24 protein-coding genes are annotated in these 26,301 nt (G+C 59.7%); 11 read left to right on the top strand and 13 right to left on the bottom strand.

Features of this window, described 5'->3' with window-relative positions; genetic code table 11:
- Positions 1 to 476: 476 nt before the first annotated feature.
- Complete coding sequence (locus ACX80I_RS15620) at positions 477 to 617, top strand: hypothetical protein (protein ID WP_459346025.1); 141 nt, start codon at positions 477 to 479, stop codon at positions 615 to 617.
- Between the two features lie 89 nt (positions 618 to 706).
- Positions 707 to 1,399 carry a helicase associated domain-containing protein gene (locus tag ACX80I_RS15625; protein WP_459346026.1) on the top strand — a complete coding sequence of 231 codons (693 nt, stop codon included), beginning with the start codon at positions 707 to 709 and terminating at the stop codon, positions 1,397 to 1,399.
- Between the two features lie 166 nt (positions 1,400 to 1,565).
- Here ACX80I_RS15625 and ACX80I_RS15630 read toward each other — a convergent pair whose 3' ends face one another.
- Entirely contained in the window at positions 1,566 to 2,327 is a 762-nt protein-coding gene (locus ACX80I_RS15630; RefSeq protein WP_459346027.1) for a hypothetical protein, read from the bottom strand.
- Between the two features lie 18 nt (positions 2,328 to 2,345).
- Between ACX80I_RS15630 and ACX80I_RS15635 the strand changes: the two genes are divergently transcribed.
- From ACX80I_RS15635 to ACX80I_RS15645, 3 genes are all read left to right on the top strand, one after another.
- Positions 2,346 to 3,104: a DUF6308 family protein gene (locus ACX80I_RS15635; RefSeq protein WP_459346028.1), complete on the top strand. Its 759-nt coding sequence runs from the start codon at positions 2,346 to 2,348 to the stop codon at positions 3,102 to 3,104.
- A gap of 401 nt (positions 3,105 to 3,505) precedes the next feature.
- Positions 3,506 to 3,778, top strand: coding sequence for a helix-turn-helix domain-containing protein (locus ACX80I_RS15640; RefSeq protein ID WP_459346029.1), 273 nt, complete (start codon positions 3,506 to 3,508; stop codon positions 3,776 to 3,778).
- A 3-nt stretch (positions 3,779 to 3,781) separates the two neighbouring features.
- Complete coding sequence (locus ACX80I_RS15645) at positions 3,782 to 4,954, top strand: protein kinase family protein (RefSeq protein WP_459346030.1); 1,173 nt, start codon at positions 3,782 to 3,784, stop codon at positions 4,952 to 4,954.
- 73 nt (positions 4,955 to 5,027) lie between these two features.
- On the opposite strand, the gene ACX80I_RS15650 is transcribed toward ACX80I_RS15645, so the two are convergent.
- A complete protein-coding gene (locus ACX80I_RS15650) occupies positions 5,028 to 5,249 on the bottom strand; it encodes a hypothetical protein (RefSeq protein ID WP_459346031.1) in 222 nt (73 codons plus the stop codon).
- 178 nt (positions 5,250 to 5,427) lie between these two features.
- Entirely contained in the window at positions 5,428 to 6,198 is a 771-nt protein-coding gene (locus ACX80I_RS15655; RefSeq protein ID WP_459346032.1) for a hypothetical protein, read from the bottom strand.
- A gap of 849 nt (positions 6,199 to 7,047) precedes the next feature.
- Between ACX80I_RS15655 and ACX80I_RS15660 the strand changes: the two genes are divergently transcribed.
- Positions 7,048 to 7,629, top strand: a complete 582-nt coding sequence (locus ACX80I_RS15660; RefSeq protein ID WP_459346033.1) for a hypothetical protein — start codon at positions 7,048 to 7,050, stop codon at positions 7,627 to 7,629.
- A 91-nt stretch (positions 7,630 to 7,720) separates the two neighbouring features.
- On the opposite strand, the gene ACX80I_RS15665 is transcribed toward ACX80I_RS15660, so the two are convergent.
- From ACX80I_RS15665 to ACX80I_RS15680, 4 genes are read right to left on the bottom strand one after another with little or no spacing between them, the layout of a single operon-like run.
- Positions 7,721 to 10,798 carry a type I restriction endonuclease subunit R gene (locus tag ACX80I_RS15665; RefSeq protein ID WP_459346034.1) on the bottom strand — a complete coding sequence of 1,026 codons (3,078 nt, stop codon included), beginning with the start codon at positions 10,796 to 10,798 and terminating at the stop codon, positions 7,721 to 7,723.
- Between the two features lie 11 nt (positions 10,799 to 10,809).
- Entirely contained in the window at positions 10,810 to 11,745 is a 936-nt protein-coding gene (locus tag ACX80I_RS15670) for a restriction endonuclease (RefSeq protein WP_459346035.1), read from the bottom strand.
- Position 11,746: 1 nt separating this feature from the next.
- Entirely contained in the window at positions 11,747 to 13,012 is a 1,266-nt protein-coding gene (locus ACX80I_RS15675) for a restriction endonuclease subunit S (RefSeq protein ID WP_459346036.1), read from the bottom strand.
- A complete protein-coding gene (locus ACX80I_RS15680) occupies positions 13,009 to 14,979 on the bottom strand; it encodes a type I restriction-modification system subunit M (protein WP_459346037.1) in 1,971 nt (656 codons plus the stop codon). Before ACX80I_RS15680 ends, ACX80I_RS15675 begins: the two co-directional genes overlap by 4 nt.
- Positions 14,980 to 15,432: 453 nt before the next feature.
- Here ACX80I_RS15680 and ACX80I_RS15685 point away from each other — a divergent pair, with 453 nt between their 5' ends.
- The 4 genes from ACX80I_RS15685 to ACX80I_RS15700 all read left to right on the top strand — a co-directional run bounded on the left by ACX80I_RS15685 (position 15,433) and on the right by ACX80I_RS15700 (position 19,964).
- Positions 15,433 to 15,573: a hypothetical protein gene (locus tag ACX80I_RS15685; RefSeq protein ID WP_459346038.1), complete on the top strand. Its 141-nt coding sequence runs from the start codon at positions 15,433 to 15,435 to the stop codon at positions 15,571 to 15,573.
- Between the two features lie 155 nt (positions 15,574 to 15,728).
- A complete protein-coding gene (locus ACX80I_RS15690; protein WP_459346039.1) occupies positions 15,729 to 16,922 on the top strand; it encodes a PDDEXK-like family protein in 1,194 nt (397 codons plus the stop codon).
- A 585-nt stretch (positions 16,923 to 17,507) separates the two neighbouring features.
- Positions 17,508 to 18,410 carry a hypothetical protein gene (locus ACX80I_RS15695; RefSeq protein WP_459346040.1) on the top strand — a complete coding sequence of 301 codons (903 nt, stop codon included), beginning with the start codon at positions 17,508 to 17,510 and terminating at the stop codon, positions 18,408 to 18,410.
- 840 nt (positions 18,411 to 19,250) lie between these two features.
- On the top strand, positions 19,251 to 19,964 hold the full coding sequence (locus ACX80I_RS15700; RefSeq protein WP_459346041.1) for a hypothetical protein: 714 nt from the start codon (positions 19,251 to 19,253) through the stop codon (positions 19,962 to 19,964).
- Between the two features lie 281 nt (positions 19,965 to 20,245).
- Here ACX80I_RS15700 and ACX80I_RS15705 read toward each other — a convergent pair whose 3' ends face one another.
- From ACX80I_RS15705 to ACX80I_RS15725, 5 genes are all read right to left on the bottom strand, one after another.
- Positions 20,246 to 20,842, bottom strand: a complete 597-nt coding sequence (locus ACX80I_RS15705; RefSeq protein ID WP_459346042.1) for a recombinase family protein — start codon at positions 20,840 to 20,842, stop codon at positions 20,246 to 20,248.
- 219 nt (positions 20,843 to 21,061) lie between these two features.
- The gene (locus tag ACX80I_RS15710; protein ID WP_459346043.1) at positions 21,062 to 22,111 is read right to left on the bottom strand and encodes an LLM class flavin-dependent oxidoreductase; all 1,050 of its coding nucleotides are present in this window, start codon (positions 22,109 to 22,111) and stop codon (positions 21,062 to 21,064) included.
- A 56-nt stretch (positions 22,112 to 22,167) separates the two neighbouring features.
- Positions 22,168 to 22,533: a DoxX family protein gene (locus tag ACX80I_RS15715; protein ID WP_459346044.1), complete on the bottom strand. Its 366-nt coding sequence runs from the start codon at positions 22,531 to 22,533 to the stop codon at positions 22,168 to 22,170.
- Positions 22,534 to 22,819: 286 nt separating this feature from the next.
- Positions 22,820 to 23,314 carry a MarR family winged helix-turn-helix transcriptional regulator gene (locus ACX80I_RS15720; RefSeq protein WP_459346045.1) on the bottom strand — a complete coding sequence of 165 codons (495 nt, stop codon included), beginning with the start codon at positions 23,312 to 23,314 and terminating at the stop codon, positions 22,820 to 22,822.
- A gap of 186 nt (positions 23,315 to 23,500) precedes the next feature.
- Complete coding sequence (locus tag ACX80I_RS15725) at positions 23,501 to 24,151, bottom strand: NAD(P)-dependent oxidoreductase (protein WP_459346046.1); 651 nt, start codon at positions 24,149 to 24,151, stop codon at positions 23,501 to 23,503.
- 260 nt (positions 24,152 to 24,411) lie between these two features.
- Here ACX80I_RS15725 and ACX80I_RS15730 point away from each other — a divergent pair, with 260 nt between their 5' ends.
- Complete coding sequence (locus tag ACX80I_RS15730; RefSeq protein ID WP_459346047.1) at positions 24,412 to 25,431, top strand: LLM class flavin-dependent oxidoreductase; 1,020 nt, start codon at positions 24,412 to 24,414, stop codon at positions 25,429 to 25,431.
- Between the two features lie 260 nt (positions 25,432 to 25,691).
- Here the strand turns inward: ACX80I_RS15730 and ACX80I_RS15735 are convergent, their stop codons facing one another.
- Entirely contained in the window at positions 25,692 to 26,207 is a 516-nt protein-coding gene (locus ACX80I_RS15735; protein ID WP_459346048.1) for a MarR family winged helix-turn-helix transcriptional regulator, read from the bottom strand.
- Positions 26,208 to 26,301 lie beyond the last annotated feature (94 nt).

Raw genomic sequence — 26,301 nt, forward strand, 5'->3', positions numbered from 1 at the left:
CCTTGGTTCAGCTCCCAGAATAGAACACGTATTCGATTAACTGCGGGGCTGGCTGTCGGCGTGGGGGAGTTGTGGGGGAGCGTGGGTCATCCACCTGTGGTCGGGTGGAGCCCGTGAGGAGTGAGCTCAAGGCCGTCCACCTGTGGATGAACCACCCCAACCCGGGTGTTCTGTGGCTAGTCTCCTCACCATGGCCCCGACACACCCCCTGAATCCTCCCGGTCCACCAGATCCTCGAGATTCTGCAGGTCCTACAGGTTCCGAGGATCTCTTCAATCGGTGGGAGTCTCGGGGTGCTCTGGGGCTGGTGGATGGGCGTGCCGCGGTGATCCGGCCCGCGTCCTGGCCCGCGTCGATGAGGACGAGGTGATCCTCACGGGTGGGGACACGATGAAGCCTGTGACTTCGGCAGCTCTGCATGCTGGGGAGCGACTGCCCGTCGGATGCGCGTCGATGCGGCACCTGATCCCTCATCAGTGGCTCACGGGCTGGGCGTCGGCGGGAACGACGAGCCGGCCGGGGACCAGGACGACAGGCAGGCGATCCTCGGGCAGCTCGCCCCACTCTGGGCCGCCCACCCCGGCCCCCAACGCCCACTGGGCCGGCTGGACCTGTGACGCGTGCGGAGGTTTTACGAGGTCTCCTTGCGGTCCGGTGAGCTTCTCGTCCAATGGGCTTCTCTTCGCATGAGGTGCGGTGAGGTTCTGTGAGGTTTGATGACCTGATCCTGCCGGTAGGGGAGTACCCGGCGGGTGCGTGTGAGAACAGGCAGGAATGGCTGCTCCTGTACTCCCGGGGTGTGCCGGCCGCGGTGATCGCCGCATGGTGCAGGGTCGATATCCGCCGCGTCCACCGCGCGATCGACAAGCAGATCAGCATGCATCCGGAGTGGTTCGACCGGTGCTGGAGGATCCACGACCAACCCGCCCCCGCCAGAAACACGTCGCGCTATGTGAAGACCCGGGAGCAGGCGTGGTGGGTGCACTACGGCGACGTAGCTGCGTACATGCGTGAACGGAGCGGTGCGTTGCCGGCGCAGAACGACAGTCCGGGGGCGAGGGTGCTGTACCGGTGGATTGAGGCCCAGCGTCGGCAGCACGACGCCGGCACGCTCGCCCAGGACAGGGTGGATGCCCTGGACAGGCTGGGGGAGTGGATTGGTACCAGGAAGGGGGATCCGGAGGAGCTGTGGGCGCAGCGCCTCGAGGAGGTGCGGCAGTTCCGGGCCAACACTGGCCGATTCGCGTACTACGACCCGGACCGCCACCCGGACGAAAAGGTCCTGGCCGTGTGGTTGGGACGGCAACGCACCTGGTGGAGGAAGGGCCGGCTACGCGTTGACCGACTCCAAAGACTCAACCAGACCCTGACTGGCTGGTACATGCCTAGCGACGCCTGACAAATTCACGAGTCATGAGCACCGAGAATCACGTTCGGGCCCGCCTCATGATTTCGCCCCAACTTCGCGTTCGTGAAGGTTCTGCACGGCCACCGTTCGCCTGAGTTGAGTTTTTGCGTGTCGATGACGTGGTGGTGGGTGCAAGTGAGTTGTCGCCTTCTGATGGTTAAGTCCTGCGGTGCTTCGATTCCGCCTTATCAAGAGCGTCGAGCCGCTCTGGTGGCGAGCTAAGGACTCGGATCAGTTCCGCTGATGTCTCTTCCTCAAGCAACGAGGGGTGAGTCTCCAGCATGAGCTGAACCCGGTCGGCAAACTGCTGCGGCGTCAGTTCATCCGTTGTGGCTCCTTCGTCCAATGGGCCATTGTCATCATCGACCCAGGCATTGGAGAGGATGCGAAGTTGTTCGTCCCTGAAAGCACCGGCTGCAAGCATCGCCCGAAAGCGCTGCTTCCACTCGGTGCTCTTCATGCTGATCTTGGTCTTCGGGACCGCGGTCTCCACGCCGTTTGATGAGACAACAAAAACCCTCCGGCTTGAAGAGGAAGAGCTAGTAATAGGGGCTGGCTTGTCTGCTTTACGTGGGGCGGTAACGCGTTTCCATGCAGCTTTAGTTGGCGGAAGGGCTTTTTCGTTCCACCAACGCTTGACATAGGGCGTTGCCGCTGCGGCAGCTCGGCTGGTGTGGATGAGAACCAGGGCAATGATTTGCGCGATCAGTTCCCGCTCCTCGGGCGTCAGTTCACGCGGAGGAGGTTCGGGTCTATAACTCGGCATGTAGTCGTCTTCAGGCTCGTCGACCCATTGCCAGGCGGCGTGTCCCGTCAGCTTGTTGGTGACGTCATCGAAAAGATGGCCGGTGACGGCACCATCGACTTCATGAGAAGTTCCGAGGTGCTGGCCCTCGGGTACAACAGGCTGGTAAGGCATGGTTCATAGTACTGATGGTTGAGTACCGCTATCGTGACGCAGGGTGAACTGGCGACGCAGAACGAGGGGAAGCAATTGACTCTGCACGAGGTCCTAAATGACGAAGCGCGCTGCGCTGAGCATGTACGTGCTTACTACCGTGACAACGTCGCCTTCGGAAAGCCACGCACTGGTGTCGAGTTCGACTCCTGGGTCGGTGGCGGTGACCGCCCCGACGTCGCCAACCGGTTCACCGCTGATGACTTCGTCGCGGTGTCCCTTCTCAGCGTCAACGTGCCACCTGCCGCAGCGATCTCGCTCATCCGTGACGAGGACGGCATCGTCGAGCGTCTGCTGCGAGACATCCCCGTCAGCCTGAGCATCACCGACCTCACCACCGAGGCCCGCTATCGGGAGCATCTCGGGCCGGGCAGCCCCGCGGACGAACTCTGGAATCTCGTGACGCGCAAGGGTGACGTGCGGTGGGGGATTAGCCAGACCATCGGAAGCAAGATCCTTGCGCGGAAGCGACCGAACCTAATCCCGATTGTCGATAATGTCATTAGGCAACTCATCGGCAAGGGTCGCTACTGGCACGATTGGCACGCCGCGATGACCGATGACACGGACCTGCCAAAGCGCCTGGAGAGCGTTAAAGCCGCCTCTGGTATTACCGCGCGTGGATACGACCCAGGGGTCCTCCGGCTCCTGGACGTCATTCTCTGGATTGAGGGCAAGGACGCCGACCGGAGCCGCCGGGATGTCGCAGCAGCGGCCGCTACCGTCTTGATTCCCTGATCACCGCTGGCATGTAATCATTTGGGAATGGTCGATCTTCAACTGCAGAAACTGGATGCCGAAGCCAGGCGTGTGCCCGACCCAGGCGGTCCACTGAGCGATTACTCTGCTGCGTTGGTTGCGTGGGCTGCCACGCACCCCGAGTTGCCCTACAGCAGGCTGTCGCCCATCATCGACCGTTTGACCTGGGAGCACCGGTAGATCCGTGCAAGCGTCGAAGCCGCAGACAGTTTGAGAGAAGGCCAAATCGCTTTGGGGCCTCGATAGATTTCCTCGTCACGAGGGAAAAACCGGAGACGGAGCCATGTGGTGTGGCTCCGTCTCCACCCATCTAAGGCGCGTTTCGGCGTCGATCCGGCGTCGATCAGCAGGGCAGCGTTGGTGGCTGGAATGCTGGGTACATGACAGACCAACCCCAGGACGACGGGCAGCCTAGACCGCTGCGGTTCCTCACCCTGCAGCAGGTATCCGACGAGCTGAACACCAAGCACAGCACCGTCCGGGCACTCATCGCTTCAGGGGACTTGCCAGCCATTCAGATCGGCGGCCGCGGCCAGTGGCGCATTGAACGCACCAAGCTCGAGGACTACATCACCGGCGCCTACGCCAAAGCCCGCACCGAGATCGAGCGGGGCACAATGATTGCGCTAGAACGCGCTGAGGGAGGCGATTAGACAATGGCGACACCCGAGCAGGTGCTTGCTGAAGTACAGCGCCGTTACGGTGATCAGCCCGCTCAAGAGCGCTACGTAGAGATATATGAGTCGGAGGACCCACGTCTTAGGGACGCTTTCGCCTACATGCACTCCCAACTGGACTCGCTCCTCGGCTTCATGAATGAGAAGCGCCTCCGCGGAGGACACTACAACGCAGACCCCAGCCGAGACCTGATCGACCTGATACGCGACATCGGGATCCTTAAGGGGCAGTTGAGGCGGGTAGGGGTTACTGTCACACTCGACTCACGGTACGAGCAGACCCTAGAGCGCTGTCAGAGGTTCTTGGTTGGTTCTGGCGGCAGTGCGATTCCGGATGACTTCGAGCACTTCGAATTGATCGAGTTCGATCCGATCTTCCAGAGTTCCCTCTCCACGGTCCTACAGAAGGAGCACGTGCCGCTCCAGCTGAAGATGATCGGTGGGGGCTCCTACGCGAACGTGTACCGATTCCAGGACGACTTTTACAAGACAACGTTCGCTCTGAAGAAGGCCAAGCCGAACCTCGACGAAGGTGAGCTCCGCAGGTTCAAAGCAGAGTACGACGTCCTAAAGTCGATCAACTTTCCCTACATCCTGACTGTCTACGGTTACGACGAGGCGGGCCCCAGCTACACCATGGAGTTCTGCGAGTTCACGCTCGAGAAGTTCATGAACAAGCACAACTCAAAGCTCAAGCGTGGACAGAGAATGAGGATGGTGCAGCAGTTCCTCTGGGCCTTAAGGTACTTGAGTAGCCGTCGGATACTGCACCGCGACCTCAGCTACACCAACGTCCTCGTGAGTGATCACGAGTTCGACATGATGACGGTCAAGTTGTCAGACTTCGGACTTCACAAGACCGAGGAATCAACGTTCACCCACACTGGTTCGGACATGAAGGGCTCCCTGCGTGATCCGCAGGCAACGTCATTCAAGGACTTCTCGCTGGTTAACGAGATCCATGCAGTTGGATACGTGCTGGCGTACATCCTGACTGGAAAAAAGGGGGTGCCTGGCAATCCGGGACCAGTGCGAGACATCATCCTGAAGTGCGTTCATCCTGACACCACGCAGCGCTACGACAGCATCGAGCAAATCATCAACGATGTGTCCAATCTGAACCGACCGTCCTCGGCAACTAATCCGGGGTAACCGCGTTCAGCCAGACCCACCCCTCGCGTTGGATCTTTATGAGGGGTTCGAGAAACCGGATCTTTACCGCTGATCACGTGTACGCGATCGCATACGCCTGGACACGAATCGCCTTAGATGGGTAGCGGACCCAGGCGTACACCCTGCGTGGTTCGGGGAAGTTCGTCGGCCGGCAGTTCTCGATGTCGAGCTCGGCAGCGGTGAGCATGATCAGTTCCTCGCGCATGACGAACTCCTCAATCCGCTCGTCCATCCGCTTCGCGTAGTAGGCGGCATGGTGCTTGTTCTGGCCCACCCTCGGACAGTACGAGCATGCGCCGACAATCAAACTCGGGACGGCCAGCTAGTTGCCGGCTGTTCGGATGAGTTCCACGATGATGGGAGACATCGCCGCTATGAAGAACGCCACCGTCTGTACCCACAGGCGGATTGGTTCAGTCCGTCGCCTCTCAGTAGGACTCTGGTCCACGTGATCACCTCCCCCCGTTTGTGGAGAGGTTGAGGAAGACGCCTGCGTCAATTTGGCCTTTGGCTTCCTGCCCGAAGGGTTTCTGGAGGTAGTAGTGCCGCTGCTGGTAGGTGACCTCGCCGCGGTTGTAGTCCTCCTTCGTCACGTCGTCGTAGGTCAGTAGGCCGTGGTTGTGCAGGTCAGTGGCGCCTTCGAAGAATGTGTCGTCTGAGATGCCGACCCATCGTTTGACCAGACGTCCAGGAAGGTAAAAGCCGGGTTGCAAGGAGCTTGCAACGAGAAGAGTGGCCTTACCGGAGTTAGTGAGCTGGTGGTACCAGCCGTCCTTCCAGTACTCCAGGGGCAGGGTGAAGTAGTTGCCCTTCGGCGCCGTGTACTCGGTGTCGCTGCCGTCTTCAAGGAGGGTGGTGATCTTCGCTTGCTTCGACTCTCGCTCCCTGAGGACAAGCTTCAGGTCCGACAGCTTGCGCCAACACTTGGACACTGCATCCTTGCCGTACTTGTCATCACCCAGCCCGAGAGCCCTCGCCCAGACGGCCGAGTCGCGCTTGGTGTCCCATGGTGCGGCCGACGCGGCTAGACGATGTAGAAGGTAGAGATCGAGTGAGCGCCAGTTGGTGTTGGTGACTAGGGCGCTGAGTGGGCCTGGCACGGGTTTCTTGCCGCGACTGATTTGTACGAAACTGTTCCTGATCGGGACGTTCTTCTTCCGTTTGGAAGCCGCCACCAGGGCGCTGACCGTCTTCGCTTGCGAGTCTGTGAGTTGCTGATTCATGGACTCATCTAAGCACTGCGACCAAGTACGACTCGGGGCTCTGTCCAACGTGAATCGACGTTCTAGCGGATGCTATTAACATCTCCGATGCAATCACCAATGCGATGACCAGATGCAAACACCAGTTACAAATACCAAAAGACCAGTCGATGTCCGAGCGCCCGATCGCAGCAGGGTCACCTGCCCACTGTGGTGACTTAAAATTTGTTTCGTCGATTTTAGGTCCTCACCACGAGAAATAGGCTGTGCACGGCCACCGCTCGCTCGAGGCGAGCTACCTGTGTCGGTGAGGTGGTGGGTGTGTGCAGGCGGGCCCTTGATTCCTGCTGTCCCCCTGTGTGCGGGACAAGCAGCGGAGCGTAGGGAGCTTGTGCCGTGCACCTGAGGACAGGAGGCGCATCCGCCCCATCAGGCTGTCCTGCCCGTGTCGGAGAGCTAAGGCAGAATCAGGACCATGTGTGGACGCTTCGTAATTGCGGGGAAGACGGGCATTAATCGTGGTGTGTTCAGTGTGGATGAGGCGTGTCAGGATGAGTTGAAGCCGTCGCGGAATGTGGCTCCGATGCAGGGGATCCCGTTCGTGTCCAAGCCGTTGCGCGAGGGGGAAATGATCCGCCACCTCGGCGGTTGCCCGTTGGGGACTTGTGCCGTTGTGGTCGAAGGATCCGCGGCCGGCGCCAGTTAGTAAATCCGGTTAAGTAATCTCGGCAGGGTGGGATTGTCCTGCTTTTCACCTCGCGCATGTCTAGGAATGGTTGTCACCGCTACTGTTGATTGGTGACTCCGACTCCGACTCCAGCCCCGACGTCGACAACTCCGGCTGAAGCCGTTGTCTCGAGCGGGGTCGACATGCCGGCCCTTCTCGACTTCGTAGGCACTATAGCTTGGCCGATCGTGGTCGTGGTGTTAGCCCTGATCTTCAAATCCCAAGTAGCGCAGCTGCTCGAGGCAGTCGCTAAGCGGCTGGGCAAGTTGACACGGCTCAAGGTGGGTTGGGGTGAGGCAGAGTGGTCGGATCGAGAAGTCGAAGAGGTCGCAGAGGACGTTGGTGAGCGCGCGGCAGGAGAGCCTTCGACGAAGGCGGACCCGGAGGAAGTAGAAGCTGACATTGCAATTCAACTCGCTCGAATCCAACCTTCAGCTGGAGTGATCGCGGCGTTTATTGAGCTGGAGCGGGAGGTTGGGCACTATTTGACGGCGCACGGAATCGGCTGGTCGGGTAGTCCCATCGTCGCAATGCGACGAGCGCCTAACGTACCCAAGGACTTGGCGAAGTTAGTAGGGAGGCTTGCATATCTGCGCAATGCCGCTGCTCACGGGCAGAGCGATGTGAGCTTTGAGTCAGCGGTTGAGTACATTGATGCGACTGAACAGTTAGCTCGACAGGTGGAGCACTTGACCGCTCAACAAACTGCAAGCAGTACTAACTAGGTAGGGGTGCCAAAACGATGGTGGTCTCAACCGGTCAACGCCCCGCGGTGAGACAGGCCCGTCCCCCAGCGGGTGGTAAGCATGTAACTGCTCAACTCTGCAGGTCTTCGTAGATCAGCTCGCTTAGCATCTTGAGCAATGCCTGCATTTTTGTTTTGTCTCCCAGGGCTTGCAGGCTGAGGTTGTAGTGGCTGTCCATGGAGTTGGTGACTGCGTCATTGACAGCTTTTTCAAGGTGAGGGCTACTACCGAAGTGGTTCCGAGAGTTGTTCTGGGCTTGTTTTTGCAGGGTTTCGTTCTTGACTAGCTCGCGCCGTACGCCTTCGACAAAGTGGGCGACGGCGTCCAGTTCCTCACCTTCGAAGGGCAGGTTTGCCTGCTGAATGACCTCCTTCCAGGTGGCCAGGACTGGTCCTTTGGCTTGGCCGGTTCCAGGATCCGTCAATGGCTTCAGTAGCTCGCCTTCACCGGAGAGCTGGAGTTGCGCCTCACCCTTGTCCTTGAGTGCGTACTTCGCCAGAACAACGCCGGAGAGGTCCAGTGCCACCTTGGCATCATTCACCCGCAGCACCGGCAAGAGGTGCCTGTAGTAGATCGAGCGCTTCTCCAAGTCGGTGTCGGCGTAGTCGTAGATCTGGGAGAGAAAGTCGTAGGCACGGACAAAGGAACCTAGGTCCTTGCGGAACAGGTCCAGCTCGTCCTGTGCGGCCTTGTCAGCGTCGGCAACTGCTTCGTTGTACTGGGTATTGAAGCGGGACTTCGCAGGGGCTACCCAGCTGGACAGAGCGTTGTTCCCGGCTTCCAGAACGTAGGACGTCACCAAGCCGTCTACCTCAGACTCGAGGTAAATCTGGGCGGCGTCGAGCTTGGCCTGCAGGTCGTGCACCACGTTGGGATTGGAAACATCCTCGAGGGCTGCCTCGCGGAAGTACGGCTGAAACGAGGCGAGGATCTCTGCCGGGTCGTTGACGAAGTCCAGCACGAAGGTCTGGTCCTTGCCAACGGCGGTTCGGTTCAACCGGGACAGTGTCTGAACTGCGGAAACGCCGGAGAGTTTCTTGTCCACGTACATCGCAACGAGCAGCGGCTGGTCGAAGCCGGTCTGGAACTTATTGGCTACCAGCATGATCTTGTACTCATCGGTGGAAAACGCCTCGGGCAGGGTGCGACCTTTAAGGCCTTTGTTCATATTCAGCTCGGTGAACTGATCAGGTCCGGACTCGTCGTCCGTCACTTCGCCGGAGAAGGCAACCATCGTGCCCAAACCGGTGTAGCCGGCGTCGTGGATGTATTTGTCGATGGCGAGCTTGTACCGCACGGCTTCCTTGCGGGAGCCGGTGACGACCATGGCTTTGGCCTTCCCGCCAAGGCGCCAGGCAACATTCTCGCGGAAGTGCTCCACGATCACCTGAACTTTCTGGCTGATGTTGTACGGGTGCAGCTTTACCCACTTCATGAGGGACTTCAGCGCCTCGGACTTCTCCACCTGGGCATCATCCGAGTCGTAGTCCCGGCCGTCGTGGGTCAGCCGGTACGCCACCTTGTAGCTGGTGTAGTTCTGCAGCACGTCCAGGATGAAGCGTTCCTCGATAGCCTGCTGCATGGAGTACAGGTGGAAGGGCTGAGGCAGCCTGTCCGGTCCCTTACGACCAAAGAGCTCTAGGGTCTTTGCCTTCGGCGTGGCAGTGAACGCGAAGTAGCTGATGTTTTTTGCGTCCGCCCGCTCCGCCATTTCGGCGGCAAGATAGGATTCGACGTCGAACTCGCCGCCGTCATTGACGTCAGCCAGCTCCTCGGCGGAGAGCACTTTCTTGAGCTTGTTGGCGGTGGAACCGGCCTGCGAGGAGTGCGCCTCGTCAGCGATGATCGCGAAGTTCCGGCCCTTCAGCGCCTGGGATTCGGCGATGGCCTTCAGCGCGAATGGGAAGGTCTGGATGGTGACAATGATGATCGGCGTCCGAGCCACTAGCGCCGCGGTGAGTTCGGCTGACTTGGAGCCGGCGTTGCCACGGATGGGGACAACGACGCCGGACTTGTGCTCGATCTGGTAGATCGCGTCCTGTAGCTGGGCATCCAGCACGGTCCGGTCCGTCACGACAATCACTGAGTCGAATAGTTTTTGGTCCTGAGCGTTGTGGAGGGCACTGAGCTGGTGCGCGGTCCAGGCAATGGAGTTGGTCTTGCCGGACCCGGCGGAGTGCTGTACGAGGTAGCGGTTCCCTGGCCCCTCGGTGCGGGCCGTGTCGATGAGCTGATTGACGACGTCCCACTGGTGGTAGCGCGGGAAGAGTAGGGACTTGCGGAGTTCGCGTTCGCCGGTGACGGGGTCGGTCTTGTCGCTGATCTGCAGGTGCAGGAACTTGCCGAGAATGTTGAGCCACGAGTCGCGTTGCAGAACCTGGTCCCAGAGGTAGCTAGTTGCCGAGCCCTTGGGGTTGGGCGGATTGCCGGCGCGGCCGTTGTCACCGAGGTTGAAGGGCAGGAAGTAGGTGTCCTTGCCTTTGAGCTCGGTGGTCATCTGGATCTCGTCGTTGCTGACGGCGAAGTGCACCAGGGCGCGGCGGCCGAATGACAGTAATGGTTCGTCCTTGTTCTTACCGTTCCGGGGCAGCCGGTCCTTGCGGTACTGCTCGACGGCGTCATTGATGTTCTGCGTAAAGTCCGTCTTCAGCTCAATGGTCGCCACCGGAAGGCCGTTGACGAACAGGACCAGGTCGATGCTCTTCAGGGTGTCGACGGTGGAGTAGTGCACCTGGCGCAGGACACGCAGGCGCACCTTGCTGTACCGCTCAAGAGTGTCTGGGTTGAGTCCCATCGCGGGCTTAAACTGGCACATGTCGAACCTGGCCGCGACGTCCTTGAACCCGGTACGCAGAACCGAGAGCATGCCGGCTTCCTTGGTCGCAGGCTTGTCCAGGACCTTGCAGAGACGGTCAAGCAGGAGCCTCTTGGCGGTCTCCTGCTGACTTGGTGAGTCCGTTAATTTCAAGACCTTGCCGAGTTGTTCCGGCTGGGTATCGGCGAGCCATGCGAAGACATCCTCGGGAACGAGTGCGCGGCCAGCGTCATACAGCTCGTTCGCTTTCCGATGCGGCTCGTATATCCAGCCCTCCGCCTGGAGGGCCTCGCAAATCTCCTCCTCGAAGACCACCTCGTTGTGCTGCGCCATGCTGTTTCCCCTTAGAAACTGTCGAAAAAGTCCTGATCCAGCTTCTTGACCACCACAGTCCGATCAACTTGAACACCGACGCCGTATTCGAACATGAGCGAGGCTAGGCGCTGACCGTCAATGAGGATCAACGTGTAATGAGCAGTGTCCCGGGCGACAGCACGTGCTCCCGAGGTAAACGTGGACGTTGTGATGAAGATACCCTTAGTCGCGCGGAATTGTCCTAATGCTCCACTGAAGGCTTGAACTTCAGGTGCTCCTACGCTGTTTCCCTCAGAGTAGCGTTTCGCCTGGAGATAGACACGGTCGAATCCGAGCGCGTCCTGCCAAACAATGCCGTCGATGCCTTTATCACCGGACCGCTGCGTTGGCTTTAGATTGTCCTCCCGATCGGTGCCGTACCCAAGCGCTTTCACAACAAAAGGAATGAGACGTTCAAAGGCATCGGGTGTCAGTTCCATGAGGTTTCGGTAAATCTCGTCGATGACCACTTCGTTCAACTGAGATGCTGATCGTTCGAGTGACTCCGAAGGATCGGACTCGGCACCCGACGGCAACTCAGGTTGTGCAACTATCGGTCTTAGCGCTGGTGCAGCCTTCGCGGGCTTGGACCTAGCCTGGTACTGGCGGTAGGGCTCGTACTCCATGAGGGTCTGATAGGTGATTACCGGCCCGCTCAAAGTTCGGCGCAGACCTTCTTCGCTGATCTTGTACTGCCCCCGGGCTTCGCGAACGAGCAAGCCTGCCTTCATTGAGTCAAAGACAGCCCAGTTGATCCTGTTGGCCCAGCGCGCCTCACCTGACGACATAATCTCAGCCATGTCCTCTTCCGACAGATGAGTCCGTTCTGCCACAGCATTCCGAATTTCCGCGTTCCGGCGAATCTCCCCGTCCGACATAATCCTCAAGACGGGGTCGACAAATCCATGCCACTGAGGTAAAGCCACCTTAAGCAACCTCTTCCTGAACTTCGATTTCTCCGGTTGCTGCAGCAGAGATGAGGGCCGAACGCCGTTCGAGAAGGAGGCGCTTCATCGCTGATGCTTTCATTGCGGTGTAAGACATTTGTACGAGTTTGTCGTCCAGTTTCTTCACGATCTCTAGCTGCTCTTGCACGGGAGGGAGGGGCACCGTCACACTTCCGACTCGTTCCACGTTGAGGTTGCCCTGTGAAGTAACGGGAGCTTCGCTAGTGAGTTCCTCGCGCTTCGCCGTCAAAGCATAATAAAGGAAGTCGGTAGTAGTTTGACTCGTGGGCTGAAACCCCAGAACCGAATCAGGGGCACAGCTATCAAAGGAGAGTATTGCTACATCTCCGATGTTGGCGGCGATCGCCATCACAAGCGTTCCTTTAGGCATTATCACGCTGGTCTCCAAGCCGGCTTCGGACAATGTTTGGGAGTACTCTGTGACGTACTTGCCTTGGGCCCGAGCGATTGACCCCGTCTGGATGAAGGGGTACTCCCCGTCGTATAGGTGCGGGGCATTTCTGGGGCGATGCATGAAGCGGCCCCGTTTTACCTGGCAACAGTTCTTCAACTTAGGCAGTGCCCAGTGTTTCGGCACATCGCCGAGCCATGGGATTCCGGAGGGCTTGGTGGGGACGGTGGGGTCGATGCCCTTGGTGACGGCATCGGCAATGACGGCTTGTCGCTTCTCGGCGAGGAGTTGAATTAGCCGTTCCTGCTTGCGGATCAAGTCGTCGATTTGGGTGGTCTCGCGGTCGAGGAACTGACTGATGCGTTGTTGCTGCTTGAAGTCCGGGAATGGAACGAGCTGCTGGAGTACGTCCGAGCCAGACAGATGCTTGACGGTTGTCGAATAAGTTAGGTCGTTGATGATCTGGAGAACAGAAGGTAGGACGTAGCTTAGAAAACGTATGTCTGTGCCGTCTCGTGGTCTAAGTATGCACACGCGCTGATTGAGCGCGGCGGGCCCGCGGCTCCAGAGTACAGTGTTGAAGTCGCCGTCCATTCCGATTGCGAGGTCGCCGTTCCTTAGCAACGCTTGAGGCGGAACAACAGATTTGGGAACGTAAAGCGCGAAATCAGAAGCAGTTAAGTCCCGAATTCTCACGAGGGGAACATCGCCTGAGCTGTCAAAATCCTCGGACTTGAACGGGAAGCCGTTTATGAGAGTTGCAACGTCGCGGACCCTCCGCAAACGCCAGCCCGTTGGTAGGGCGATTGGGGCAATCTCAGTCAGTACCTTCACTTTTCAACCTGAGCCAGTAACGTCGAGATTTCGGAGATTAGGTTGTTGAGGTCGGCGTCGATCTCATCTAGGGACCTTGGCGCAGCATACTTGTAGAAGTGTCGTGTGAACGGGATTTCGTAGCCGACCTTGGTCTTGGAATTATCAAGCCAAGCGTCGGGGACGTGGGGAAGGATTTCTCGTGTGAAGTAGGCTTCGATGTTCTCGCCAAGGGGCACATTTTCGGTGTCACGTAGGTCAGCGTCTGGTTCGGGTGTTCCTTTCGGCCCCTTACATACGTCGGCGGATTCATCGTGCTCGGAGAGGCTGGCGAGAACGACCCTGAGGACCGGTGCAGTCAATTTGAGACCAACTTGGGTGAGGGCTGGCTTCAGCACGCGAAGGAAGGCTTCGCGGTTCTTATAGATCTCCGGCGGCACAACCGCCAGCGAGCGAAGGGCCTTTTCCAAAAGCTGCCGCGCGTCGTCGGACAGCCTTTCGACCGGATTCTGCGCCAGGACTGCGTCGATGCGCTCGGGAGTGAAGGCGAAGTTGAGCTTGAGCGGGCGCTCGACCGTGATGGTGGAGTAGCCGAAGTCTTGATTGTTGAAGATCTTGGAGGTCTCGCCGTCTTCCTCGAAGGTTCCGTAGAGGCTAACGATCGTGGCAATGTCTTTGGGTCCGAGTTCCTTGCGCTTGGAGCCGAGGCTCTTGCGCATCCTCTGAAAGAAGTCGGCTCCGTTGATGAGCTGGATCTTGCCGACCCGCTCGGGGTGCTTTTGCTTCTTGCTGTTGGAGAGGATCCAGATGTAGGTAGCGATGCCGGTGTTGTAGAACATGTCCGTGGGCAGCGCGATGATGGCCTCCACGAAGTCGTTCTCGATCAGGTACTTGCGGATTTCGGATTCCCCCGAGCCAGCACTACCGGTGAACAGCGGTGAACCGTTCAGGACGATGCCAATGCGGGAGCCGCCGTCGCGTGCAGGGCGCATCTTACGGATCAGATGCAGCAGGAACAGCAGCGAGCCGTCACTGACGCGGGGCAGGCCCGGCCCGAAGCGGCCGTCGAAGCCTCGGAGTTCGTGTTCCTTCTGGATCTGTGGCTGGATCTTCTTCCACTCCACGCCGAATGGCGGGTTCGAGAGCATGAAATCAAACTGCTGACCGATGTTCTGATCGTTGGCGAGGGTGTCTCCGACGGAGATCTTGGAGATGTCCTGGCCCTTGATTAGCAGGTCGGATTTGCAGATGGCGTAGGACTCGTCGTTGATCTCCTGGCCGTAGGCGACAAGGGAGGCGCTGGGGTTGAGTGCGTGGAGGTGTTCCTGGGCGACTGTGAGCATGCCGCCGGTTCCGGCTGTGGGGTCGTAGATGCTGCGCACGATGCCCTCTTTGGTGAGGATGTCGTCGTCGTAATTGAGCAGCAGCTGGACCATGAGTTGAATGACCTCGCGGGGGGTGAAGTGCTCGCCAGCGGTCTCGTTGGAGGCTTCAGCGAAGCGGCGAATAAGCTCTTCGAACATGAGGCCCATCTCGATGTTACTGATGGCCTCGGGATGGAGATCGATCGCGGCGAAGTCTTTGGTGACGTGGTAGAGCAGGTCCGAGCTGTCCAGTTTCTCGAGGGTCTTGTAGAACTCGAAGCGTTCGAAAATGTCCCGAGTGTTCTCCGAAAAACCCTGGACGTAGTGGAGAATATTCGCCTTGATGTTCGTGGGGTCATCCAGGATCTTGGCGAGATTGAACTTCGAGGTATTGAAAAAGCTGTGGCCCGAGGCCTTCTGCAGGAAGGTGTCCAGCGGGATGTTGAGGTCCGTTCTAGCCTCCTGTTCGGCCAGGACGGCGTCCTTGGTTCCTTCAAGCACGCAGTCGAGGCGGCGGAGGATGGTGAAAGGGAGAACGACCGAGCCGTACTGGGCTGGCTTGTAAGTGCCCCGCAGGATGTTCGCGATGCTCCACACCAAGTTGGCGTTGTTGTTGCCAGACACTGTTCCCACTTCCCTTGCTGCAGGCAAAAGGGGCGTCATGCGGTTGTGGCTGTTACACCCAGACTCAGGTCCCCGTTGCCGTGCAGCTTCACTGTTCGCGCACGTGCTTATCTTGCGATTGTATGGGGGAGGGAGGCCAAGCTCTCACAAAGCGCCAAGGTACTCCAGCTTGGTCATCGTTCCACGGTGCCGGGGCAAAAAAACGATGGTGGTCTTACCCGGTCAGCGCACCTGCACTGCTTCGCCTGCCGCCCAGCAGTGGCGATAGGTGTCGGTACGAGCGCGGCGGAGCAGGATGCGGCCATCTCAGCAAAGGATTCCTTGACTGGACGCGGCGAGGGCTCGGGTGCGGGGGCGGGGAAGTCCAGCGTCTACGGCAATTCCCGCCTTCGTGTTTGTCTCAGCAACGTGTCTTACGTCGGCTATTCGCATCAAACTAGAAAAGGGCCTTTGATGAGTGAGAGGAGCGTCGGGGTGAGGCGCATCGGGTACGCCAGGATCGGCACCTTGGAGCAGAATGCTGAGTTGCACGACCGCCGACCCGCCCAGTGCGCCGGCATGGCCCGGACCCAAGCGAAGCTGGTGCTGCGGTAGTTGGTACTATGCCGCGCGTCCTCACGGCGTGTCTCACAGTCCGGTTCAAAGTCTGAAATCAAATCTGAGGCGTTGATGGCGATGTGGGATCGACCGGGTCTGGCGCCCACCGCGTCGGCCGCTCCATTCGGCCACCGCTCATGTAGCGTCACGCTATGACCCTCCGACCGACAGACATGAGCGGCTTCGTTACTGCGCTCGTGCCCATGCTCTCGCGGAGCTTGGCCGAGAGGTTCAATGTCTTCCGGGTGATGCACCACGGCACCCACGAGAAGCAACTTTCCAACGTCTTCTCTTGGCTGCTGGCCGCCGATGCGACTCACGCACTCGGCGATGCCTTCCAGCGCGTCTTCCTCGAGCGGATCAACGCTGAGCTGCCGATCGACAAGCAACTGCCTTCCACCGGCTATCGCGTGGTCCAGGAAGTCGACACCAGGGGGGACGAGGAAGTCGCTGGCGGCGAGGTCGGCATGGACATCGCCGACATCCTCCTCCTGCGACAAGATGCCGCTGTCGTCGTGGAGAACTACGGGACCTCCGATGGACACGGTCACGACTACCGCCGGTACCTCGCCCATGCTGCTGCGACAGGGAGAGCGGCCGCAGTCGTTCTGCTCTGCCGCCGGCGGGTAGCTCACCGCCAGCGAGATGGATGGGAACAAGCTGTTGTCGTGACCTACGCCGAGGTTCTAGGGGATCTTCAAGCACACATCGCTCGTGATGCATCGTGGCGCCGGCGGCATCCTGATCAGCTCTTCTTCATCCAGCAGATGATTGACCACTTTGTGAAAGGCCCAGCGGCAGTGAACCCCGACGACCAAATCTCCTTTATCCAGGCCATGTGCGAGACCGGGGAGTCAGCACGTTACGGGTACCGGCCGCAGGATCGTGCGACTCAGGAGTTTGCCGACCTCGTCGCCGAGCACGCGCGGCGGCAGCTGGAGGACAGCCGCAAGACCCTTGCCGCGGTGAAGGCCGGGCTGCGGAGCTTCGCGCAGACGACGCTGACAGAGCAGGTGAACGAGACGGTCGCGAGCGGACGGGTGACGAAGGTCGAGGCCAGGCTCTCCGGAAAATGGGAGTGGAGCGTCGCCCTCCACCGCGTTGATGCGCAGCCGACGATCCTCCTCGTGTTCGGGCCCACTGCCGTCGTGGAGAACGAGCGGGCGCCCGAGTTAGTGTCTAACCCTGACTACTCGCGAGTTTTCGTGACGCTTGGAGCCGCGCGTCAGCAGAACCTCGGGCGGATCGTGCAGACAGACGTCAACCTCGGTGAGGTCATCAACGGGTTGTCTCAGGATGATGACCGTTTGCGAGACGCCGTGCTGGCGGTGGTATCTGGAGGCTAACGGGAACTGGGGTGTTGTCGCCTAAGGTGCAACCTACTGCTGATCGGCTCGTGTGAGCAGTTTTGGTCCAATCCGCGTGCGTGTGTCCAAATACTCGCCCAACCCAGAGAAGTTGGCATGTGCCGGAGCCGACATGAGTGTCGATGCCTGTGGCGTATACGAACGTTTCGCTACACGTGCTGCCAGGCCTCGTCGGAGACTGTGACTATCGGCGATAAGTGGCGGCGTTTTTGCAGCGTTATTTGGCGCAGGGGCAGCCCGCAAAGGAATCCTTTGACGGACACCCAGCTGAGGGACCGCGGCCGCAGGCGCAAATTGGACCGGTGTTGCGGGTCATTCAGCAGAAATCGGAACCGCGAACATGTGCGCTGTTATCGGGCACGTTCCAGCGTCATCGGAGTACAAGCCACCCCGTAGAGACTGGGTTCAAGTTACAGCGGCAACTTGCTACGTGAGGCCTGACCGGCCCTGACCGGGGGAGTAGTTTCGCTGTGAGATGCAGATAGATGGCGGCGTTTTTGAGACGCCGTCGCGCCACTCTAAGCTCTCGAAGAGTGCTTGATGTGCAGGCCAATAGGGAGCAACATGACGACAGCAACAGGTGTGAAGTACGAGACGAGGTCCGTCAAGACGGTTCGCGGCTTGGAGGCCAGGACTAAAGCCAAATTAGAGAAAGAGGGCTGGGAGTTTGTCTCTCAGGAACAGGGGACAATGCGGTCGGAGCTGACCTTCCGGCGCCCGAAGCCAGAGCCTCCGTGGAAATTGATCGGGGCGGGTGGCGGTCTGCTCGCACTCCTCGTCGTCGGATCGCTCATTACCAGTGCATTCGGGGGAGAGGATGGTTCACACAGCAGTGCTGAGGCGCTTCCGTCGCCGGCCTCGTCCTTAGTTGTAGGAACCGAAGCCCAGACCGCTCCGCCTGAAGCAACCGTGCCGGCTGAAGCAACGACACCGTCAGCCGTGCCCCCGACTCCTGCTCCTGTGGTCACAGCTATTGAACCACGAGCCAATGTTGAAGACACGACTTGCAACATCGATGAGAACTTCGGCAAATGCTTTTATGGGCAAACTGCGATATATAAAGATTCTCGACGTGGTGGGGATCAGGTTTTGCTGGAGATCACGGTGCAAGAACCTCAAGAATTCAAGCCTGGGAAAGACGCATACATTGCTAGCGTGACCCTTGGGGGCACACAAGAGAAAGGTGCTGACAACCTTTACTTCGATATCACTATCAAGAATTTGTCCGAAGAGGTCATCTTGGGACCTAGCGACGTCCAGTTAGTCGCCAACAGTGCTATGGATGGAGACTATGATGTCCGCTCCGTTCAGGATGACGTGGTGGAAGCCTACTGGGATGCAGAACTTGAACCAGGACAAAGCTCAACTTTGAGAAGTGGCTGGAATTTCAACGACGCTTCTGAACCTACCTTCGAAGTCCGCATTGATGGACTCGGTGGAAATAGCGTCACTTTTTCACACAAGTAGCAACCAAGGCGCTTCACCGATGAATAGTTACAATCCAGTTGGAGCATTACTCCCTTGATGTATGTGCGGATCGAGTCGCCAGTCGATGCCTGATCGGTCGAGGTCCATGAGCTTCTCGCCGTCGATCCCGAGCGCGGTGACCGCAGCGAGGCGCTTGTCCGGACGCATGAGTGTTGGGCAGAAGCACGGTCTGGACCCCGTTAAGTGCCGGCATCGGGACATCCTGACCGACGAACTGCTCATCGAAGCCCGTTCGGTCGGAGAGGCCGGCGGTGGCGAACGGGTGCGGGTCAGGCAGTAGTGCTACGGCGTAAGGACGGGAATACGTGGACGTCTCGTGACCGCTGGCAACAAGGTCGCCATGTAGGGATCACGATCGCGTCCGAGTAGCTGAGCGAGGGTGAGTTGGTACGCTGCCTCGAGGTAGCCTGCTGGGGACTCTTCCCCGCTCTGGTTAAATTACTAGCAGGACTTCATGGACGGAGCACGAACCAAATGCGTGATGATTTCACGGAAAAGACTCGGCTAACCCTTGCTAGCCGAGTCGGAAATGCTTGCTCGAATCCTGCTTGTCAGGTAGCTACGGTTGGGCCATCTGAGGACCGAGTAACGGGAATTGCACGGACGGGCGAGGCCGCACACATTACCGCTGCATCACCCGGCGGGCCCCGATATGACCCCCAGATGAGTCCTGCACAACGAGCTGATGCGTCCAACGGAATCTGGCTGTGCAAGAAACATGCGTCTCTTGTTGACTCCAACCACTCAAGGTACTCCGTCGGATTGCTCCACGAATGGAAGAATCGTGCGGAGGACATAGCTCGCCAGAAGCAAGGAGGCGTGGGAAATTCCACCACCACCCTGTTATTCTCTCACCGAAAAAGCATTGCCACTTTTGCGGATGAAAGAGCCACTAAGAACCTGATTGCGCAGATTCTATCCGACTTCTTCGATGACATTGGAGCAGGGCACGTATTCACCGAGGAGGATCTGGTCATCGCAGAAAATGTGATTTTTGAGGTCATTCTCAATGCACATCGGCATGAGGGTGTTCGATTTTTTACAATCAACAGCCGAGCAAATACGATCACTTGTGAATATCAATCCACGACACAGTATGGGCTCGCTGATCTCCTAACTGAGAGTAGTGGAAGGGGTGGTTATGACTCGGTGAAAATGCTTGAGGGCGAGACACAGGGGCGGGTTACACTCAACCACCAAGCTGTTGATCAATTAAGTCGTTGGATATGTTCAGCAGTTAAACTGGGCTATGCCAACGACCCGTGTGCCATTAATCTGCACGACAAGGATGAAACTCAACTAAAAATTTTCAAAGCCTCTTGCGAGGGGTGCGCTCAAGTGCATGTCCATGGTCACCTATATGACCACGCGAGCGATAACTGGGTTACAGCGCGGTATGTCAAGGAGTTGATTGACGAGGGACATCAAGTTATCGTGCACACAAAACCAGGGCCGTTAGCTAACCATTTGAGGAGGACGATCGAAGAAGTTCTCGCTGGCTCTGGTGACTTCCAGATATCCGAGCATGCGTAAGGTGCTCCGATAGAAGGGCGGAGGCCAGCAAGACGGACACTGCTACTGTCACGGTCGCTCGAGGTGAGTTATTCCGTGTCGGAGAGGTGGTGGGTGTACGCAGGCGGCCCCCTTGGTTTCTGCTGTCCAGGTGTGTGCGGGACAAGCAGCGGAGCGTAGAGAGCTTGGGCCGTGCACATGTGGTCAGGAGGCGCACCAACCGTTCCACGCCAGTGGTCAGCTCCGACCGTTTGTGCACCTATGGTTTGCTACACAACCGCTTGGCGCGCGTTGGTGCCTCGTCAAACGGGTGGAATGTCGCTGATTGCCTGAGCCTGCTGGTGTCGGTAGAGAGTGGCTCGGCTCCACCCAACTAGGCGGGAAGCTTCCTCTGCAGTTCGTCCTTTGGCTCGTGCGTCGGTGGCGATGGCGAGCTTGTCCGCGATGACTTTCTGGTTTACTGCGGGTCGGCCGAAGCGGGTGCCGTTCTGCTTGGAGGCGGCGATGCCGGCGTTGATGCGTTCGACGATGAGCTCGCGTTCGTACTCGGCCAGGGTGGCGAGCATATTTAGCATGAGGCGTCCAGTCGACGTAGCAGGGTCAATGCCGTCCGAGAGGGACCGGACGAGGATCCCGCGGTCGCGGAGCATGTTCACGGTGTTGAGGACGTCAATGAGTGATCGGCCGAGTCGATCGACGCGCCACACTACGACGGTATCTCCTTCGTCGGCGTACTCGAGCAGTCTCTTCATGCCAGGGCGCTCGATCGCAGCTCTGGTTCCCGAGGTCACGTCAGCAAAAACGTCTCGCTTGTGCACGCCAGCAGCAATCAGCGCATCGAGCTGCAGCTGCGCGTCCTGACTCGACGTGCTGACCCTGGTATACCCGAGATACCTCATCCCGCCATTCTGACTCATAAAGCCCAACCGCGAGGACTTCTGAGACGAAATACAGCGAGACGACTTTACGAGACGACGAGGGCGCCGGAATCACGGGGGAGTAGTCCTCCGATGCGGGACCGTTCGGACTGTCTTAGAAAGCTTTAGGTTTGTGAGACGTGTTCCCTGCTCGGCTTGCGGGAGGTTCGGCTATCAGAAGGACAAGGACAAGGATCAGGGTTAGGGCAGGGTCTGTTCGTGCATGAGTTCGCGGACGCGGGGTGCTACTTGGGTTCCGTAGAGCTCGATGCTGTTCATGAGGTGGGTGTGTCCGAGTAGGCCCATGCTGTAGCGCATGTCGAAGCGGGAAGCGCCGAGGAGCCGGAGGTTCTTGGCGATTTTCTGAGCCACGGTTTCGGGAGAGCCGATGTAGAGGACGCCGTCAGGTCCAGCGCCCTGGAGGTACTGGGCCCGGGAGAAGGGCGGCCATCCCCGTTCACGGCCGGCTTTCTCCATGAACGCCATGTGGTGCGGGTAGATGGTCTCAAGTGCTTCCTCGTCCGTCTCGGCCACGTAGCCGGAGGAGTGAATGGCGATGGGCTGTTCGGGCTTGCCGAGTTCTGCCAGGGCCCGTCGGTAGAGATCGGCGTAGGGTTCGAAGCGTGCCGGTTCGCCTCCGATGATCGCGAGCATCAGGGGCAGTCCGTAGTGGGCTGCCCTGACCACGGACTGGGGGGAGCCGCCGACGCCTACCCAAGTGGCCATGGTCCCTGATTCAGGGCGGGGATAAACCCACTGGTTTGCGAGGCTGCCGCGCTTGGTGCCCGACCAGGTCACGGGTGCATTTTTGAGCAGTTCGGCGAACAGTTCGATCTTCTCCTCGAACAGGATCTCGTAGTCGGCGAGGTCATAGCCGAACAGGGGAAAGGACTCGGTGAAGGATCCTCGGCCGAGGACCACCTCGGCGCGTCCCTGGCTGAGGGCGTCGAGGGACGCGAAGCGCTGGTAGACGCGGACGGGGTCGTCGCTGCTGAGTACGGTGACGGCGGATCCGAGGCGGATGTTCTTGGTGCGGGCGGCGATCGCGGCGAGGACCACTTCGGGGGCGCTGACGGCGAATTCGATGCGATGGTGCTCACCAAGGCCGAAGAAGTCCAGGCCGAGCTGGTCGGCGAGGACCGCCTGGTCGACCACGTCGCGGATGGCTTGTGCGTAGCTGACAAGGACGCCATCGGTGGTTTCGGTGACGTCACCGAAAGTGTCCAGGCCGAGCTCGATGGGGTACTGCATAGTGTTCTCCTGATCATGGTCCGGCCTGTGAGCCGTGAGCGGTGGAGCGGGCGGGACTAGCTGAGGGTTGTGAAGCCCAGGACGGCGGTGGCGATCGATAGGACGGCGAGGACGGCCGGAGGGATGACGGGCTCGTGTCGGCGCTGGTGGACGACGACAGCTCCGATCATCACGATGGCAAGCCCGGTGGCGGCGATCGGGGTGAGGACGGGGGCAATGCCGGTGGCCAGAGGCAAGATCAGGCCGAGCGCGCCGACAATCTCGAGCAGCCCGATGAGTTTAATCGTGGTGGGGGAGAAGTCCTCCGCCCAGGGCATGCCGCCGTTAATCAGCGCGGTGCGGGGCTTGACGAGCTTCATGAAGCCGGCGCCGAGAAAGGCGATGGTGAGCAAGGCGACGAGGATCCAAAGAGCGATGAGCATGACAGTCCTGTTCTGAAGAAGTACAAGGTGACGTACGAGGTGGAGGTGAAGGGTAGGAAAAAGGGCCGCAAGACATGAGGGCATGCGGCTGCCAGGTGGGTGTGTCGGGTAGTGAGAGGCCGTTCGGGGCGGGCGGGGGCGTCCTCGGCTGAGGGTGAGGGACTCGGCGAGGGGCCACGTGCCGGGCCGGTACGGCCAGAGGTTGGAGTTCGTAGAACCGGGAGCGCTCGGTGAGCCCGGGGTGTTTTCTTGCGACCGGGCGTTTTTCGGGTTGGTAGGGGAACGGTCAGCAGCCGGTGGTGGGCCGGTTCTGGAGGTGGGTGCGGAGGGCCTGAACGGCTGTCCTCATGGCGTCGAGTTGATCGGGGGTGAAGGCGTCGATGAACACCTCGCGGACCACGCGCAGGTGTGAGGGAGATGATCTGCGGAACAGGTCGGCCCCGGCGTCGGTGAGGGTGATGGTCGCTCCGCGGCTGTCACCATCGACCTTGTGACGGGTGATCAGCTGCCGGTCCTCCATACGGCGGAGGTGGTGGGAGAGTCTGCTGCGTTCCCATCCGATGGTCTCTGCCAGGTCCGAGGAGCGCAGTGCCCGGTCGGGCGCTTCGCTGAGTGCGAGCATCACTCCGTAATCGCCCGGGGACATGCCTGAGGTTGCCTGGAAGTCAGCGGTGAGGGCACGTTTGACCGCTTCGGAGGTCTCGATGTAGTCCCGCCAGACAGCGAGTTCATCCCGAGTGGGTGAACGCTTGGTCCTGACCGGGGTCATTGTCTCGTCCATGCCTGTCCTCCTTGTTGCTACCTCGTCCCGACACCGCCGGACCGATTTTCCGACCCGAGGGTGGGCCCAGGAGCTGCCGGATGGGCAGCTCCTGGGAAGGTTCGATCATCCCAGACGATCGACGTCATGACCCGAGTGCGTGTTCGTGGTGGCCCCGGGGAGCGGAGCCGCCCTGCTGCGCCGGCGTCAGTAGGCGACGGAGAAGCGCTGACGGGAGTGCTTGGGCTGCTCGATCTCATCGACGAACGCGATCGCGTAGTCGGCACCGGAAATATTCGACTGGTGATTCTCGTCGCTGAGCAGGACGTCACCGCCCAGGCGGAAGGTGCCGGTGCGCTCACCCGGCGCCCAGGCACCGAAACCGCCGGCGGGGCTGAGGTAGAACCAGTCGAGGTCGGCCGGTGCTTCGCGGAGCGCTTCGAGCACGTCCGCGTGGTTCTGGGCTTCGGGGCGGAAGTCCGCCGGGAAGACCTCGAGGTCCATGACCTTGGGCCCACCGTCATAGGCGTTCAAGGACCCGGCTCCACCGACCACGCCGAGCCGCGCTCCGGCGGCGATGGCGGCATCGATGACCGCAGGAATGGAATCCACAAGACGCGGTGCGCCGTCCTCGGTGGCACTGGCCGGCAGCGACACGACGACGACGTCGGCTCCGGTGACAGCGGTACGGACCGTTTCGGCGTCGTGCAGGGAACCGGTGCTGAAGGAGACACCCTCAGGGGCGGTGTCCGGTGAACGGCGGGCAACGCCCTGGACGTCGTGGCCGCGGGAGACCAGCTCGATGGTGATGTTGCTTCCGGCGTACCCGGTGGCGCCGAAGACGATGACCTTGGACATGGGGTCCTACTTTCTCAATGACTGTTGCTGAAGGTTTCTGGTCGGAGCTTTCCTCCGGCCGATGCTCAAACACTACGTCCAGGTAATTGATGTGTCAATTACCTGGACTGACCAGGAGTTCGTGACGTCGGGCACATCCGACGACGCGCTGCATGAAGGGTCACGGCAGGCTCTTGAATATAGTTGACGTATCAACTATATGTTCTGTACGCTGCAGCGATCTGGGCTGCGGAACAACCTGTAGCGGATGAGGAGTGAGCATGATGAAGAAGATCGGGTTCCTGTCCTTCAACTACTGGAGTGACCAGCGGGGTTCGCGTGTGCGTTCCGCCAGGGAATCTTTGTTCCAGGCGGTCGATCTGGCCGTGGCGGCGGAGGAGATCGGCATTAACGGCGCGTATTTCCGGGTCCATCACTTCGCCGAGCAGCAGGCGAATCCGTTCCCTCTGCTTTCCTCCATCGCGGCGAGGACCGCGACATTGGAGGTCGGCACCGGGGTGATCGACATGAGGTATGAGAACCCGCTCTCCCTCGCGGAGCAGGCCGCAGCCACTGATTTGCTCTCAGGGGAGCGTCTGCAGCTCGGGGTGAGCCGGGGTTCACCCGAACACGCGGACCGCGGTTACCGCTCCTTCGGACATGTCCCGGCACCGGGTTCCTCGGACGCCGACATGGCTCGTGAGCGGACCGCTGAACTGCTATCAGCCCTCGAAGGCGCACCCATCGCCGACCCGAATCCCCAGCTCTACCCAGGAGGCCGGAAGCTGCCAATCACCCCGCGATCGGACACCCTGCGCGAACGTGTGTGGTGGGGCGCCGGGAACCTCCACTCAGCGCTCTGGACCGCGAAGCAGGGGATGCAGCTGATGAGTTCCACCCTCATCCAGGATGAGAAGGGCATCCCGTTCGACCGCCTGCAACTCGAGCAGATCGACAGGTTCAGGAAGGCCTGGCACGAGACCGGCTGGGACTGGGCCCCACGAGTATCGGTTGCCCGAAGCATTATGCCGGTTGTCGATGACGTCACGCGCGCTTACTTCGCCGGCAAACGGTCCGGAGGCGAAGGGGTCGGGCAACTGGAAGGTATCAGCAGCCGCTTTGGGCCGAGCTTCTACGGTGAACCGGAAGAGCTCGTCGAACGGCTACGCCACGACGCGGCCCTCGATGCCGCGGACATGGTGATGATCACCATCCCAAACCAGCTCGGCGTGGACATCAACACCACCCTGCTCCAAGGAATCAAAGCCGTCGGAGACGCACTGGGTTGGAACCACCCCTGACCCGCCCAGAGCTTCCATCAGCACAAGCTTGAGCCCATGCTCGGAACGTGTTGAAAAAAGCAGAGCGAACACGTCAAGTGCAGTCCTGGATTGTTGATCGAAGCGCCGTAATCGAAACGATAAAGGGACAGAAGTTGATTGCCCTACGTGCGGCCTGTTGTGCAGCTTGTTGTGCGCGGTGCACATGGCGCAACACCTTTAGCGGATCAGCCGGGTGTAGGTAGGTGGAGTCCTCAGGGTGAAGCTCAGGGCCGTCCGCTCTACTCAGGGGTAGCGGGAGCCTGGCCGGTTTGTGGTGGCCGCCATCCCTCGTCCGTTCGGATGGCTCGCTGGATGCGCGTAGTGATGTTGTGGAGCTGGCGTCTTTGAGTGGCTGTCAACGGGTCCAGGACCAGCCTCCTCACTGTGGCGACGTGAGCCGGCGTTGCCTGTTCAAGTAGTTCATGTCCGACATCGGTCAGGGTTGCCCGGGTTGATCTGCCGTCCTTCGGGTCTTGGGCGCGTTGCACCAGGCCCCGGCCCTGGAGTCGTGCGACTGCGCGGGACAGTCGTGACAGTGAACTGTTGGCGAAGCCGGCCAGCTCACTCATACGAAGGGTCTGCTCGGGTGCGTTGGACAGAGCGAAGAGGATGCCGTGCTCGAAGTGCGTCAGACCGAAGTCGTGCATCAACGGCGCATCGAGCGCTGGCGGCAACCACTCCAGAACTGTTGCCAGTCCCACCCACGTTTCGAGGTCATCCCCCGCAAGATCTTCCGGCCGGCGGGTATCAGTCATATGACCACAGTACGAGAACCAGCCCGGACCCGCCGCTTGTTTACTTGACCAAGCAACTATCGAACCCTAGAGTTTAGTTTCCCAGTCAAGTAAT

It is taken from the genome of Arthrobacter rhamnosi (genome assembly GCF_054510855.1).